General features: G+C 65.5%; 12 protein-coding genes. 2 read left to right on the forward strand and 10 right to left on the reverse strand.

The window, feature by feature from the left end; all coding sequences use genetic code 11:
• Positions 1 to 2 precede the first annotated feature (2 nt).
• Positions 3 to 1478, reverse strand: coding sequence for a threonine synthase (gene thrC / locus ACLB1G_RS01420; RefSeq protein ID WP_491625390.1), 1476 nt, complete (start codon positions 1476 to 1478; stop codon positions 3 to 5).
• 157 nt (positions 1479 to 1635) lie between these two features.
• On the opposite strand from thrC, the gene ACLB1G_RS01425 reads away from it, so the two are divergent.
• Positions 1636 to 2073, forward strand: a complete 438-nt coding sequence (locus ACLB1G_RS01425) for an Xre family toxin-antitoxin system antitoxin (RefSeq protein WP_491625391.1) — start codon at positions 1636 to 1638, stop codon at positions 2071 to 2073.
• Between the two features lie 88 nt (positions 2074 to 2161).
• On the opposite strand, the gene ACLB1G_RS01430 is transcribed toward ACLB1G_RS01425, so the two are convergent.
• The 3 genes from ACLB1G_RS01430 to kbl are packed head-to-tail and all read right to left on the reverse strand — an operon-like array spanning position 2162 to position 5779.
• Positions 2162 to 3547 carry an L-serine ammonia-lyase gene (locus ACLB1G_RS01430; RefSeq protein WP_491625392.1) on the reverse strand — a complete coding sequence of 462 codons (1386 nt, stop codon included), beginning with the start codon at positions 3545 to 3547 and terminating at the stop codon, positions 2162 to 2164.
• 38 nt (positions 3548 to 3585) lie between these two features.
• On the reverse strand, positions 3586 to 4548 hold the full coding sequence (locus tag ACLB1G_RS01435) for an NAD-dependent epimerase/dehydratase family protein (RefSeq protein WP_491625393.1): 963 nt from the start codon (positions 4546 to 4548) through the stop codon (positions 3586 to 3588).
• 25 nt (positions 4549 to 4573) lie between these two features.
• Positions 4574 to 5779: a glycine C-acetyltransferase gene (gene kbl / locus ACLB1G_RS01440; protein ID WP_491625394.1), complete on the reverse strand. Its 1206-nt coding sequence runs from the start codon at positions 5777 to 5779 to the stop codon at positions 4574 to 4576.
• Positions 5780 to 6020: 241 nt separating this feature from the next.
• Between kbl and ACLB1G_RS01445 the strand changes: the two genes are divergently transcribed.
• A complete protein-coding gene (locus tag ACLB1G_RS01445; RefSeq protein ID WP_491625395.1) occupies positions 6021 to 6596 on the forward strand; it encodes a helix-turn-helix domain-containing protein in 576 nt (191 codons plus the stop codon).
• Positions 6597 to 6599: 3 nt separating this feature from the next.
• Here ACLB1G_RS01445 and ACLB1G_RS01450 read toward each other — a convergent pair whose 3' ends face one another.
• From ACLB1G_RS01450 to ACLB1G_RS01475, 6 genes are all read right to left on the reverse strand, one after another.
• On the reverse strand, positions 6600 to 7802 hold the full coding sequence (locus ACLB1G_RS01450) for an ammonium transporter (RefSeq protein WP_491625396.1): 1203 nt from the start codon (positions 7800 to 7802) through the stop codon (positions 6600 to 6602).
• A 173-nt stretch (positions 7803 to 7975) separates the two neighbouring features.
• The gene (locus ACLB1G_RS01455) at positions 7976 to 10429 is read right to left on the reverse strand and encodes a zinc-dependent metalloprotease (RefSeq protein WP_491625397.1); all 2454 of its coding nucleotides are present in this window, start codon (positions 10427 to 10429) and stop codon (positions 7976 to 7978) included.
• Positions 10430 to 10534: 105 nt separating this feature from the next.
• Positions 10535 to 10819 carry a KTSC domain-containing protein gene (locus ACLB1G_RS01460; RefSeq protein WP_491625398.1) on the reverse strand — a complete coding sequence of 95 codons (285 nt, stop codon included), beginning with the start codon at positions 10817 to 10819 and terminating at the stop codon, positions 10535 to 10537.
• A 17-nt stretch (positions 10820 to 10836) separates the two neighbouring features.
• Entirely contained in the window at positions 10837 to 13008 is a 2172-nt protein-coding gene (locus ACLB1G_RS01465; protein WP_491625399.1) for a prolyl oligopeptidase family serine peptidase, read from the reverse strand.
• 165 nt (positions 13009 to 13173) lie between these two features.
• Positions 13174 to 13533, reverse strand: a complete 360-nt coding sequence (locus ACLB1G_RS01470) for a hypothetical protein (protein WP_491625400.1) — start codon at positions 13531 to 13533, stop codon at positions 13174 to 13176.
• A 209-nt stretch (positions 13534 to 13742) separates the two neighbouring features.
• Positions 13743 to 15329, reverse strand: coding sequence for a methyl-accepting chemotaxis protein (locus ACLB1G_RS01475; protein ID WP_491625401.1), 1587 nt, complete (start codon positions 15327 to 15329; stop codon positions 13743 to 13745).
• Positions 15330 to 15412: the final 83 nt, after the last annotated feature.

The raw sequence follows: 15412 nt of genomic DNA on the forward strand, positions 1-15412 counted from the left end.
GCTTACAGGCCGGTGTTGGCCGCGATGTAGGCCTTCATCTTTTCCACGTCGGCCGGCATCACCACGAACTTCTGCGGCAGTTCCTCGATGTTTTCGAAGCCGGCCGGACGCTCGGCATCCTGGCCCAGGGCGTCCAGGATGGTTTCGTTGAACTTGGCCGCCAACGCGGTTTCCAGCACGATCATGGTGACGCCGGGCTCCATGTTCTCGCGCGCCACCTTGACGCCGTCGGCGGTGTGGGTGTCGATCACGATATCGTAGTCGTCGGCCACGTCGCGTATGGTGTCCAGGCGGTCGGCGTGGGTCGATTTGCCGGACTTGAAGCCGTACTTGGCGACCAGCTTGAATTCGTCGCCATCGCTGCCCGGCTTGCCGGACAGGTCGAAGCCGCCGTGGGTGTCCACTTTCTGGAACAGGGCGCGGGTGCGGTCGCTGTCGCGGCCCACCAGGTCGTACACGAAGCGCTCGAAGTTGGACGCCTTGGAAATATCCATGGATGGGCTGCTGGTGTGATAGGTTTCGGCCGACTTGCGCACGCGGTACACGCCGGTGCGGAAGAACTCGTCCAGCACATCGTTCTCGTTGGTGGCGGCCACCAGGGTGTGGATGGGCAGGCCCATCATGCGGGCGATGTGGCCGGCGCAAATATTGCCGAAGTTACCCGATGGGACGGTGAACGACACCTTCTGGTCGTTGCTGGTGGTGGCCGACAGGTAGCCGCGGAAGTAGTACACCACCTGGGCCACCACGCGCGCCCAGTTGATCGAGTTGACGGTGCCGATCTTGTGGCGGGCCTTGAAGGCCAGGTCGTTGGAGACCGCTTTCACCATGTCCTGGCAGTCGTCGAACACGCCTTCGACGGCGATGTTGAAGATGTTGGGGTCCTGCAGGCTGAACATCTGTGCAGTCTGGAAGGCGCTCATTTTCCTGTGCGGCGACAGCATGAAGACGCGTATGCCCTTCTTGCCGCGCATGGCGTATTCGGCCGCGCTGCCGGTGTCGCCCGAGGTGGCGCCGAAGATGTTCAGTTCCGCGTTCTGCCTGGCCAGCGCATACTCGAACAGGTTGCCCAGCAATTGCATGGCCATGTCCTTGAAGGCCAGGGTCGGGCCGTTGGACAGGGCTTGCAGCACCAGCCTGCTGCCATCCTCGCGCTCTTCCAGCACCCGCAGCGGCGTGATCTGGCTGGCTTTCTCGCCCTGGCGGACGTTGCAGTAGACCTCCTTGGTATAGGTCTTGGCGGTCAGGGCGCGCAGGTCGGCTTCCGGAATATCGGTGGCGAACTTCTTGAGGATCTCGAAGGCCAGGTCGGCGTAGGACAGCTGGCGCCAGGCATCCAGCTCGGCGCCGGTCACTTGCGGATACTCGGTTGGCAGGAACAGTCCGCCGTCGGCGGCCAGGCCGCCCAGCAGGATGTCCGAAAATTGTTGGGGAGACGACGGAGCCGACGCGGCGGCGCGGGTAGACACGTATTGCATAGGTTAGAAAGTCCGGTTGGGGCTGACAGCTGAATGGCAGAACGGTGCAAATCGAGGGTCTATTATAGTGCGCCGCAGCGCGGACCGGGAAATCGGTGTTGGCGCGGTGATAAAATACTCCTGCCAAGAAGTTTTAATACTTCAAAACGGAGGTTGCATGACCAAGCCCGCCATTACCGGCCCACACCCAGGCTTTTCCAGCCTGCTGGATGCGCTGCGCACAGGCTCCGATACGGCTGCCGCCGGCATACGCCAGGGCTATCCGGCCACCCTGCTCAAGGACGCCAGCCGCCATTTCGGCGTCCCCGCAAACCGCATTCGCGGCATGCTGCGCTTGCCTGAAACCACTGCCCATACCCTGCTCAAACGTGGCGGACGGCTGGATGCTCCCGCCTCGGAGAGACTATGGCGGCTGGCCGACCTGACACTGCTCGCCGTCGACGTGTTCGAGGATGAAGAAGCGGCAAAGGCGTGGCTGCGCACGGCTAGTCCGGTGTTCGACGGACAGGCGCCCATGGATGTACTCGATACAGAACCTGGCGGGATGGCGGTACGCCAGGTGCTGAACGCCATTGCCACCGGGGGCGGCGCATGAATCAACCTCGTGATCAATCCTCGTCACCCCGCCTATGCCAGCGTCAGGCTGGGGGTGATCCGCCCCTTTACCTTCGATGCCCGTATGTTCAGCAAGCCGCGTGGTTGACCGTGACCACGTGAATGGCGAGACCGCCCAGCGAGGTTTCCTTGTACTTGGCCTGCATGTCGGCGCCGGTCTGGCGCATGGTTTCGATCACGTTGTCCAGGCTGACGAAATGGGTGCCGTCGCCTTTCAGCGCCAGCGAGGCGGCCGTGATGGCCTTGACCGCGCCCATGCCGTTGCGTTCTATGCACGGGATCTGCACCAGGCCGCCGATCGGGTCGCAGGTCATGCCCAGGTGGTGCTCGATGCCGATTTCGGCCGCGTTCTCGATCTGCTGGTTGCTGCCGCCCAGGGCCGCCACCAGGCCGGCAGCCGCCATGGCGCAGGCCACGCCCACCTCGCCCTGGCAACCGATCTCGGCGCCGGAAATCGACGCGTTGCGCTTGCATAGCATGCCGATCGCCGACGCCGTGAGCAGGAAGTCGCGCACGCCCGTGACCGGATCGCTGGGCTTGCAGTCCTCCGCGTAGTAGCGCAGCACGGCCGGGATGATGCCGGCCGCGCCATTGGTGGGCGCGGTCACTACCCGTCCGCCGGCGGCGTTTTCCTCGTTGACGGCCATGGCGTACAGGCTGACCTGGTGCATGGCGTCGTGCGGCAGGTGGTTGGGCTGGTCACGCGCATCCAGCGCCTGGCGCCACAGCTTGGCGGCGCGGCGCTTCACGTTCAGGCCGCCGGGCAGCTGGCCCGGGGTCTCCAGGCCATGGGCGATACAGTCGCGCATCACGGTCCAGATCCTGTCGATGCCGGCATCGAGTTCGGCTTCGCTGCGGCGTGTCAGTTCGTTCGCGCGCAGCATCTGCGGGATGGACAGGCCGCTGCGCACGCCGTGCGCCAGCAGGTCGGCCATGGTGTCGAAGGGATAAGGCAGCGGGGCCTGCGGCGCGGCGGCCGGCAGCGTGGTTTCCTCGCCCTCTTCCTTGATGAAGCCGCCGCCCACCGAGTAATACACCTTGCTGCTGCGGCTGCCGTCCGCGCGCTCCAGCGTGAAACGCATGCCGTTAGGGTGCTCGGCCAGCGACTCGGCCATGTGGAACACCAGGTTGACGGCGCGCTTGAACGGTACCGGGTACTGGCCCAGCAGCTGCAAGCGCCCTGCTTCTTCGGCTGCCGCCAGGCGCAGGTCCACCATGGCCGGATCGACATCCTGCGGGGTTTCACCCATCAGGCCCAGGATGACAGCTTTGTCCGTGGCGTGGCCTACGCCGGTCAGCGCCAGGGAGCCATACAGCTCGGCCGTCACCGCCGTCACGCCGTCCAGCGGCGCACTATCGAGCAAAAAACGGCGCGCCGCCACCATCGGGCCGACGGTGTGGGAACTGGATGGCCCGATGCCGATCTTGAACAAATCGAATACGCTCATGTCCATGCGCTTGGTCTCTCTCTATTCTTGTGATGTGAATTGAATTACGCGGCCTTGCCCAGGTTGACCTTTACGTTGGCCAGCATGTCGTCCACCATGTCATCGATGCCGATGCGCGCTTTCCAGCCCCAGTCGGCCCTGGCGGCAGCGTCGTCCAGGCTGTGCGGCCAGCTGTCGGCGATGGCCTGGCGGCTGTCCGGCTTATAGGCAATCTTGAAGTCGGGACGCTTGCGCGCGATGGCGGCGGCCAGCTGCTCGGGGTTGAAGGACACGCCCGCCACGTTGTACGAGGAACGCACCTTGACCTGTTCGGCCGGCGCTTCCATCAGTTCGATGGTGGCGCGGATGGCGTCCGGCATGTAGATCATGGGCAGCGTGGTGTGCGGGCCGAGGAAGCACTCGTAGCGTTCGCCGCGCAGGGCCGAGTGGAAGATGGCGATGGCGTAGTCGGTGGTGCCGCCTCCCGGAGGCGACTTGTAGCTGATGATGCCGGGGTAGCGGATGCTGCGCACGTCCACGCCATATTTGATGAAGTAATACTCGCACAGGCGCTCGCCGGCCAGCTTGCTGATGCCGTAGATGGTGGTCGGGTCCATCACCGTGGTCTGCGGCGTGTCCTGCGCCGGCGTGTTCGGGCCGAAGGCGGCGATCGACGAGGGCCAGAAGATGCGCAGCGGTTTGCCCACCGCGTTGCGTTCGCGCGCCACTTCCAGGATGTTGAGCAGGCCGTCCATGTTCAGGGTCCAGGCCTTGAGCGGCGCCGCTTCGCCGGTGGCCGACAGCATGGCGGCCAGCTGGTAGACCTGGGTGATGCCTACCTGCGCGACCAGGGCCGCCAGGGCGTCGCGGTCCAGCACGTTGAGCTGGGTGTAGCGCTGCGCGTGGTACAGGTTGGTGCTGCTGATATCGCTGGCGATGACGTTGTCCGCCCCGTGTTTCGCGGCCAGCGCTTCCACCAGTTCGCTGCCGATCTGGCCGTTGGCGCCGATGACGAGTATGCGTTCCATGTTGTTGTTCCTGACGAGTTCCATATTAGTTTTTCAGGACGCCGAGTTCACGGCCGGCCTGTTCGAATGCCTTGAGCACGAAGTCCAGCTGCTCGCGGGTATGGGCCGCGGACAGCTGCACGCGCACGCGCGCCTGGCCCATGGGGACCACCGGGTAGAAGAAGCCGCTGAGCAAAACGCCCAGCTCATACATTCGGGCCGCGAACTTCTGCGCCACCGGCGCGTCGAACAGCATCACCGGAACCACGGGATGGGTGCCGGGCTTGATGGTGAAGCCGATGCGCTCTATCTCCTTGCGGAAGTGGGCGGTGTTCTCATGCAGGCGGTCGCGCAGTTCCGTCGATTGCGACAGCCGCTCCAGCACCGCCAGCGAGGCGCCCGCGATGGACGGCGCCAGCGTGTTGGAGAACAGATAGGGACGCGACTTCTGGCGCAGCATCTCGATGACTTCCTTGCGCGCCGAGGTGAAGCCGCCCATGGCGCCGCCCAGGGCCTTGCCCAGGGTGCCGGTGATGATGTCGATGCGGCCCATGACGTTGTGGTGCTCGTGGGTGCCGCGCCCGGTCGCGCCCATGAAGCCGGAGGCGTGGCACTCGTCTATCATGACCAGCGCGCCATACTGGTCGGCCAGGTCGCAGATCTTGTCCAGCTGGGCGATGGTGCCGTCCATGGAGAACACGCCGTCGGTGACGATGATCTTGTGGCGCTTGCCGGCGGCGGCCTGCAGCTGGCGCTCCAGGTCGGCCATGTCGTTGTGGGCGTAACGGAAGCGCGCCGCCTTGCACAGGCGGATGCCATCGATGATGGATGCGTGGTTGAGCGCATCCGAGATGATGGCGTCGTTCTCGTCGAACAGCGGTTCGAACACGCCGCCGTTGGCGTCGAAGGCGGCCGCGTAGAGGATGGTGTCCTCAGTGCCGAGGAACCTGGAAATGGCCTGCTCCAGCTGCTTGTGCACGGTCTGGGTGCCGCAAATGAAGCGCACCGAGGACAAACCGTAGCCGTACTTTTCCGTCGCGGCGACGGAGGCCTGGGCCACCCATTCCTGTCCTGACAGTCCCAGGTAATTATTGGCGCACATATTGATCAGCGTGCGCCCGTCCTGGTCCACCACCTCGGCGCCCTGGCGCGAGGCCAGCACGCGCTCGGGCTTGTACAAGCCCTGCTCGCGCAGCTGGTCCAGGTTCTGCTGCAGGCCGCTGAAGAAAGTGTGCTTTGCTTGATCGCTCATGTCTGGTCCTCGGAGTCTGGTGGGCGGCTTGACCGCTGGCCGCTGGATGTTGTACCGTGCATCGCAGGCGCAGCCGGTGAACAAATTCACTGGATCCTGCGGAAGTTCATTATCTCGAACTGATTTTCGATATATTGTATATTACAGAGAAACGGCATGGACCGCAAGGCAATACCGTGCGGTTATCACCCCGGATTCCGACAGTTTTACTCTCAACATAGCCCATAGTCCGAATAAAACAATGAAAACACCCGTACCGCCGAACGCCCCGCCGGAAGTCGGCGCCGCCCTGCAACGCCTGCGACTGGCGCGCGGACTGACGCTGGAGGACTTGTCGCGCATCGCCGGCGTGTCCAAATCGATGCTGTCGCAGATAGAACGCGAAAAGGCCAACCCGACCATCGCCATCACCTGGCGCCTGGCCAACGCGCTGGGCGTGCAGATCAGCGAGCTGCTGTCCAGCGACGCCCCGGCCGCCGACGCCATCCGGGTGATCGACGCCCACGAGACGCCCACCCTGCCCGGCGCGCATGCCGGCTACATCCTGCGCATCCTGGGGCCGATGGAGCTGGCGGGCAAATATGAATGGTATGAGCTGACCCTGGCGCCGGGTGGCGAACTGGCCTCGCAGGGCCACGATCCCGGCGCGCAGGAGCACCTGACCGTGCTGCACGGCTCAGTGGAAGTGGAAGTGGGAACGGACAAGAAGAAGATCAAGCTGGGCGGCACGGCGCGTTATCCGGCCGACCAGCAGCACGTCATCCGCAACCATGGCAAGACGGAGGCCAAGGCGCTGATGGTGGTGATACACCGGTAAATCTTACCAGTTGGACTCCCGCTCGGGGGTCGAGGTGATCCGGTGGATGGACAGGTCGGCGCCCTGGAATTCCTCTTCGGCGTCCAGGCGCAGGCCCAGTGTGGCTTTCAGCAGGCCATACACGGCAAAACCGCCCGCCACCGCAATCGACACGCCCAGTCCCGTGCCCACCAGCTGCGACAGCAACGAAACGCCGCCCACACCGCCCAGCTCGCGCAGGCCGAAAATGCCGGCCGCGATGCCGCCCCAGGCGCCGCACAGGCCGTGCAGCGGCCACACGCCCAGCACGTCGTCGATCTTCCATTTGTTTTGCGCCAGGGTGAACATCCAGACAAAGATGGCGCCAGCCAGGGCGCCGGTGATCAGGGCGCCCAGCGGATGCATCAAGTCCGAACCCGCACACACCGCCACCAGGCCGGCCAAGGGGCCGTTGTAGGCGAAGCCGGGATCGTTCTTGCCCAGCGCCAGCGCCACCAGGGTGCCGCCCACCATGGCCATCAGGGAGTTGACGGCCACCAGGCCGTTCATCTTGTCCAGCGCCTGCGCGCTCATCACGTTGAAGCCGAACCAGCCCACGGTCAGTATCCAGGCGCCCAGCGCCAGGAAGGGGATGGACGACGGCGGATGGGCGGCAATGGCGCCATTCTTCATGTAGCGGCCGCGGCGCGCGCCCAGCAGCAGCACGGCCGCCAGGGCGATCCAGCCGCCCACGGCGTGCACCACCACCGAGCCGGCGAAGTCGTGGAATTCGGCGCCGAAGCTGCGCTGCAGCCATTCCTGCACGCCGAAGCGGTGGTTCCAGGCGATGCCTTCAAAAAAGGGATAGACCAGGCCGACCAGCAGGGCCGTGGCCACGGTCTGGGGATGGAACTTGGCGCGCTCGGCGATGCCGCCCGAGATGATGGCCGGAATGGCGGCGGCAAAGGTCAGCAGGAAGAAGAACTTGACCAGTTCATAGCCGTTGCGCGCGGCCAGCACGTCGGCCGAGGCAAAGAAACTGATGCCGTAGGCGATGCTGTAGCCCACGAAGAAATAGGCGATGGTGGACACGCCGAAGTCCACCAGGATCTTCACCAGGGCGTTGACCTGGTTCTTCTTGCGTACCGTGCCCAGCTCCAGGAATGCGAAGCCTGCGTGCATGGCCAAAATCATGATGGCGCCCAGCAATATGAACAAGGCATCGGCGCCGTCTTGGTGACTACCCATCAAAAACTCCCCAAAATAATGCAAACCAAAATAAAGAACGAACATATAAGCAATATTCGTTCCAATTTGGTGCAAAATTCCAAGTACATGATTTTGCTGGGTTTTCGTCGCATCACACAATTGCACCGCGAACGGGCGCGCACCAACATGATGCTGCTTTTTGGTGCACTCGCCTAGATCGGTGCGCCCGGCGGAACGGGGGGCAGCGGCCGCAGCTTGACGCTGCGCGGGTCGGCCAGGTAGGCGGCGATGGTGTCGGCGGCCTGCCTGCGGCTGTCGGCAGTCACGCCCTTGCCTGGATACGCGCGCAGCCACTGTGACAGCTCGCGCACCGACTGGCGCACCTCGGCCGCCACCGCCGGATGCAGCTTGCCGCCGTCCAGCAGGTTCAGCAGGGCGTCCGACACCACCCAGTTGGCGGCCAGCTGCACCGCCTCGCCGCCCGCCACCGAGGCCGGCACGGCGTCGCGTTTCCAGGTTTTTTGCAGCAGCTGGCCCAGCACTTCCTGCACGCCGGGCAGCTGGGCGTCGCGCGCATGCTGCCAGGAGAGGCGGTTGATACGGGCCGGGTCCAGCAGGAAGCCGGCCGTCTGGGCCGCGCCCGCCTCCGTGATGGACAGGGCGTCGGCCACGCTGCCCATGCGGTTCGCAAAATTCTCCCGGCCCCGTTCATAGCCCATGGCCTGCGGCGTCAGCAGGTCCAGCACGGCGGACGGCAGCGCCAGGTACTCGGCGCGCAGGCTGTCGGTCAGGCGCGCCAGGGCGGCGCGCTGGGTGGCGGCCGGGGTGGCGCGCACCCCGGCCCGCGCGATGCCCGCCTTGACGTCGCCGGCGCTGCCGTATTCGAAATCGCCGCCGCCCAGCAAGCGCGCCACCGCCTCGCCCTGGTAGCGCTGCAGCAGGTAGACCGGCACCAGGCGCGCCTCCAGCTCGCCCAGCTGGCGCGCATCGGGCAGCACGGCGGCGCCGAAAGTGGCCAGGGCGCGCTGGCGCACGGCGCCCAGCTGGTCCCAGGTCTTGAGGCTGTCCGGACCGAAATCCCACAGCAGGCCGTCGGGATGGCTGGCGCCGGGCGAGCGCGCATCCGGGTCGCTGGCGTACACCAGCCCGGCCGCATGGGCCTCGGCGCGCAATCTGGCCAGCGCCGATTGTTCCTGCTGGCCGCTGCCGTACTGGCCATAGATGTACTTGACAATGTAGTCGTCCCAGGCGCCCACGCCCACACCGTAGGCGTCGGACAGGTCGATCTCGCCCTGTGCGTCCAGCTTGAGCACCGGATGCGGATAATCCATCACCGAGCCATTGCCGGCACGGCTGGCCGCGAAGTTGTGGGCAAAGCCCAGCGTGTGGCCGACCTCGTGGGCGGACAACTGGCGCAGGCGGGCGATGGCCATCTGCTCGGCCAGCTTCTCCTTGCCGCTGGCGGCGCCCTTGCCATAGGGCGCCAGCAGCGCCTCGGCGATCATGATGTCCTGTCTCACGCGCTGCGAGCCCAGGGTGACGGCGCCGCGTATGATCTCGCCGGTGCGCGGATCGGCCAGGGCATTCCCGTACGACCAGCCGCGCGTGGCGCGGTGCGCCCAGGTGATGATGTTGTAGCGGATGTCCATGGGGTCGGCGCCCTCGGGCAGCAGCTCGACCCGGTAGGCATCCCTGAAACCGGCCTTCTCGAAGGCCGTGGCCCACCAGCGCGCGCCCTCCAGCAGTGCGCTGCGCACCGGTTCGGGCGCACCGCGGTCCACGTAGTAGACGATGGGCTGCTTCACGGTGCTGGACGCGGCACCGGGATCGGTCTTCTGCAGCCGGTGGCGCACCTGCCAGCGCACGTCGATGGCGCCGGCCAGCGGGGTGGCGAAGTCGTAATAGCCGGTGTCCAAGCCGCCCGAGTAGGGATGGTAGGCGCGCGGCTGGTAGCCGTCGTCCGGCAGCTTGACCATGCTGATATGCTGGCGCAGGCTCAGGCTGGCCGGATCAGCCGCCACCTGGCGCACGTAGTCGGCCTTGCCCGGACCGGCAAAGGTCAGCAGCGCCTCCAGCTCCACGTTGCGCGGAAAACTCTTGGCCAGCTCCGGCAGCACCGCGCTGCGCGCCGGGTCGATGCGGTAGGCGCCCTGCTGGGTCTGTTCCAGGCGCTCGGCGATGCCGTGCCAGTCGGCCAGCAGGAAGCTGGAGAAGTCCACCAGCTGCGCGCCGCCCTCGCTGGCCAGGATGTCGCCCGACCACAGCACGGCGTTGGCAAACGATTCCCGCACCGCCGCGCGCTCGTCCTTGTCGGCCGAGTTGGCGACGTAGCGGGTATTGTCCTGCACCAGGAACAAGCGCTTGCCATGCTTTTCGAAGCGCACCATGCGCACCTCGCCGGACTGCTGGCGGTCCAGGCCCACGTCGTTGGAGCCCAGCGCATACGGCAGCGAGCTGACCAGCAGGAAGGGCTGTTCCAGCGCCGTCACCGCAATCAGCACCCTGCCCTTGTCGGCGTCGCGCCAGACATCGATGAAACCCGGTTGCGGCTGCAGGCCGCGCGTCAGATCGGACAGCGTGGCCGCAGGTCTGGCGGGCGCCTCGGCGGCAAGCACGGGAACGGCGCCCAGCATCAGGGCGGCAAACAGGATGGTGTTGGTGCGCATGGCGGTCGTGATCTCCTTGAGAATAAAAAACGCCGCACAGCGTCCCCAGTGCGGAACGGTGTGCGGCGCCCGGCGTCGCTAAGCTGATAGCAAGTAACGTGCCGTTCAGGCGGCGGGATCGCCAGGCTGCTTGAAAAGGTCTGCCAGCGCGCCGGCGGCGCATGCGCCATCCTTGCGCACGCGGCTGGCGCGTCCTGTGTACTCTTCCTCGATATTGTCGCGGTAGTAGCTCCAGGCCGCGCCGGAAGTGGACAGGCGCCGCCAGACTTCCGCGCCGACGCCGGCGTACTCGATGGCGTTGCCGTCATCGAATTCCACGCGCAGCACGCGCTCGCGGGCGTCGTAGCCGATGGCGCGCAGCTTGCCGGCGTTGATGGCTTTCATGTCCATGGCGGCGTGCTCCTGGCTTACTGCTGGCCGGCCGACACGGCTGCTGGCGCGGCCGTGTCCATGTGCAGGGCGCGGCTGAGGAAGCCCCAGCGGTCGGCCACTTCCTCGATCTGCTTGGAAGTCGGCTTGCCGGCGCCGTGTCCGGCCTTGGTGTCGATGCGTATCAGCACCGGGGCGCTGCCGCCCTGGTCGGCCTGGGCGGTGGCGGCGAACTTGAAACTGTGGGCCGGCACCACGCGGTCGTCATGGTCGGCGGTGGTGATCATGGTGGCCGGATAGCAGGCGCCCTTCTTCAGGTTGTGCAGCGGCGAATACTTGTACAGGGCCTGGAATTCGTCGGCGTTGTCGGACGAGCCGTAATCCGAGGTCCAGGCCCAGCCGATGGTGAACTTGTGGAAGCGCAGCATGTCCATCACGCCCACTTGCGGAATGGCGGCCGCGAACAGCTCGGGTCGCTGGGTCATGGCCGCGCCCACCAGCAGGCCGCCATTGCTGCCGCCGCCTATGGACAGCCTGGCCGGCGAGGTCACCTTGTTGGCGATCAGCCATTCGGCCGCGGCGATGAAGTCGTCGAACACGTTCTGCTTCTGCAGCCTGGTGCCGGCCGTGTGCCAGCTCTCGCCGTACTCGCCGCCGCCGCGCAGGTTGGCCATCACGTACACGCCGCCCATTTCCATCCAGGCCAGGTTGGCCACCGAGAAACTGGGCGTGAGGGAGATATTGAAGCCGCCGTAGCCATACAAATAGGTCGGGTTGTTGCCGTCCATCTTGAGGCCCTTCTTAGCGACGATGAACATGGGCACGCGGGTGCCGTCGCGGCTGGTGTAGAACTGCTGCCGGGTTTCGTAGGCGTTGGGGTCGAAGTCCACCTTGGGCTGGCGGTAGATGCTGCTCTGGTTGCTCTTCAGGTCGTAGCGGTAGATGGTGGCCGGGGTGGTGAAGCTGGTGTACGAATAAAAGGTTTCGGTGTCGCCCTTCTTGCCGCCGAAGCCGCTGGCCGTGCCCAGGCCGGGCAGCGCCACCTCGTGTACCAGCTTGCCTTTCAGGTCGTAGACTTTCACCTGGCTGTGGGCGTCGGTCAGGTAGTTCAGCACCAGCTGGCGGTTGACGATGTTGGCCGAGGCCAGGGTGCTGGCGCTTTCCGGCACGATTTCCTTCCAGTGGGCAGGCTGCGGCTTGCGCGTGTCGATGGCGATGATGCGCGAACGCGGGGCGTTGCGGTCGGTGCTGAAGTAGAACACCGGGCCGTCATTGTCGATAAAGTCATAGGCGGCGTCGAATTCTTCCAGCAGCGCCACCACCTTGCCATCCTTGGCGCTCAGGTCCTTGTAGAAGATGCGGCTCTTGTGCGCCGTTCCCTGCGAGCCGTTGATGACCAGGTAGCGGCCATCGTCCGTGACCTGGGCGCCAAAGCCCCAGTCCTTGTGGTCGGGACGGTCATACACCAGCACGTCGGCGTTTTGCTGCGTACCCAGCTTGTGGAAATACACCTTCTGGTAGTAGTTGACGGCGGCCAGCTTGGTCGCTTCGGTCGGTTCGTCGTAGCGGCTGTAGAAGAAGCCGGAACCATCCTTGAGCCAGGCCGTGTTGGAGAACTTCACCCACTTCAGGTGATCGGCCAGGTCCTTGCCGGTGGCGATGTCGCGCACCTTGATCTCGTTCCAGTCGGAGCCGGAGGCGGCGGTGCTGTAGGCCAGGTATTTGCCATCCGGGCTGACGGCCAGGCCGGCCAGGGCCACGGTACCGTCAGCGGCCAGGGTGTTGGGGTCCAGCAGTAGGCGCGGCGTGTCGGACAGTTTGTCGACGGTGTACAGCACGGCCTGGTTCTGCAGGCCGTCGTTGCGGCTGTAGAAGTATCGGCCGCCCTCCTTGAACGGCACGCTGAAGCGCTCGAAATTCCACAGCTTGGTCAAGCGGTCCCTGATGGCGGCGCGGCCGGGAATCCCGGCCAGGTAGCCCTGGGTCAGCTGGTTCTGTGCCGCGACCCAGGCGGCGGTGTCGGCGCTATTGGCGTCTTCCAGCCAGCGGTAGGGGTCGGCCACCTTGACGCCATGGTAATCGTCCACCTGGTCGACGGTGCGGGTGGCGGGATATTGCAAGCCGGGGCCGTTGGCGAGGCAGCCCTGCGCCAGCGCGCCGTGAGCCAGAAGCAGGGAAATGACGAGGGTAGCGCGTTTCAAATGCTGCATCGGGGGTCCGTATGATCGAAGAATATTCGGAATCGGCCGCATCCTGCGCGGACGCGGCCTGGCCTGGCGGCGCAGGACTGCGTGGCCGCGCGCCGCCGTCGATCATAGCTTGCCTTGTAACAAATATGAAACGTTAGGAAACCGCTTACAGCGTGGATAATTCGGCTAGGGCAGGCGCGCGTACTGCAGCGCCAGCCAGGCGATGGTGATCACCACCATGCCGGTGGCCGTCACGCAGGACCAGGTAAAGCACCAGGCCGACAGCACCGTGGCCTGGAGCGCCCGCTCGCACAGCCAGCCCAGGGCGAAGTCGAACACCGTCAGCACCGACCAGCGCCGCAAATACACCGGCAGGTAGCGGCTCATGTGGCGGTTGTGCTGGACGGCCGCATGGCGCTCGAACTTGTCGCGCGCGGCGCTGACGTCGCGGAACAGCCAGTCAAAGAAGATGAAGCGGTATAACAGCGACCGGAACGGCAAGTCCGGCACGCTGCGGTCCTGCTGGGGCTGCGGCGCCGTGCTCATGATGGTCCTCAAGTTAATTAAAACACAGGTCGGGGTGCGCCCGCGATACCGCAGGGCGAACATCCATACTATGCCGGAATGCCGGCCAAGACCACGAATCTCGTCAATCCTAGGCCACCCGGCGCAGCGGCGCTGTCAGCTATCCAACACAAGCGGCCATGCGAAGCCGCTTCAGACTGTCCACGGCCGTGGCGCCCGGAGCGGGGGCGCTACGCGACGGACAGGCGCGCCGCGGCAGACCGCCCCGCGCCAGGCGACTTGGCCAGCTTGAACACATCCACCGCGCGCGCCAGATGGCCGGCCTGGTCCTGCAAGGACTCGGCCGCGGCGGCGGCCTCCTCCACCAGGGCGGCGTTCTGCTGCGTCATCTGGTCCATTTGCGACACCGCCATGTTGATCTGTTCGATGCCGGCATTCTGTTCCTGGCTGGCCAGCGCAATGTCGGCCATGATGCCGGTCACGCGCCTGACGCCTTCGACCACCTCGTCCATGGTGGCGCCGGCACGTTCGACCAGCTCGGCGCCGGCCTCCACCTTGCCCACCGAGTCGTCGATCAGGGCCTTGATTTCCTTGGCCGCCGAGGCCGAGCGCTGGGCCAGCGTACGCACCTCGGAAGCCACCACCGCGAAGCCGCGCCCCTGTTCGCCGGCGCGGGCCGCCTCCACGGCGGCATTGAGCGCCAGGATGTTGGTCTGGAAGGCGATCCCGTCGATCACGCCGATGATATCGACAATCCGGCGCGAGGATTCCTTGATCGAGCCCATGGTGTCGACCACTTGCGACACCACCTGCCCGCCGCGCGTGGCCACCTCGGATGCCGAGGTGGCCAGCTGGTTGGCCTGGCGCGCGTTGTCCGTGCTGTGGCGCACGGCGGAGGTCAATTCCTCCATCGACGAGGCGGTCTCTTCCAGCGCACTGGCCTGCTCCTCGGTGCGGGCCGACAGGTCCTGGTTGCCGGTGGCGATCTCGCGCGAGGCCGTGTTGATGGTGTCGGTGCAGGCGCGCACTTCCCCGACGATGGACGCCAGGCTGCCGGTCATGGCTTGCAGGGCCGCCAGCAATTGGCTGATCTCGTCACGTCCTTGCACCGTGATGGCATGGGTCAGGTCGCCTGCCGCCACCGTGCGCGCCAGCACGACCGCGTCGTTGATCGGGCGCGTGATCGAGCGCGTGATCAAGACCGCCAGCGCGACCGCCAGCGCCACGGCCAGCACGGTGGAGCCAACCAGCAAACCCACGCCGGACTGGTAGTCGGCGTCGATTTGCGCGACCGCCACGGCATTCTGCTGCTCCTGCAGGCTGATCATCTCGTTAATCAAGGCAAAGGTGGCGTCTTGCGGTTTCTGCACCGCAGACTGCAGGAAACGGGGCGCGTCCGCCACCTTGCCGGCATCGACCATCTGCAGCACCTGCCCCAGCAGGCGGATGGTTTCCGGCGCCTCGCTCTGCAGTTGCGACTGGATTTGCCGGGCGCGCTCGCTGCGCACCAGCGTGCCGAGACGCTCCATGCTGGCGTTGAACTTCTTGTGGGCAGCCTCGATGCGGTTTTGCATGCGGGCTTGGGTTTCCTTGTCGGTGTAGATGATGTAGTTGCGCGTTGCCCGGGCTATCTGGTTCAGCTCAGCGAGCATGTTGTTCGACAAGGCTATCTTGGTATTGTTGTCATTGACCACGTCGTCCATGCTCGCCTTGCTGACGGCCAGCCCCTTCCAGCCGATGCATGCGATGACCACCAAGAGCACCAGCATGGCGCCAAACGCAAGCCGCAGCCGCACACCTATCTTTAAATTATTCATCTTGCTCTCTTTGTTCACAACGTTGCAGGCTGGGCCTGAAATGGTGGTGCGACCGCCATGCAGCCGTCGTCCGGCGGCATAAG

It is taken from the genome of Duganella kummerowiae, from assembly GCF_053572355.1.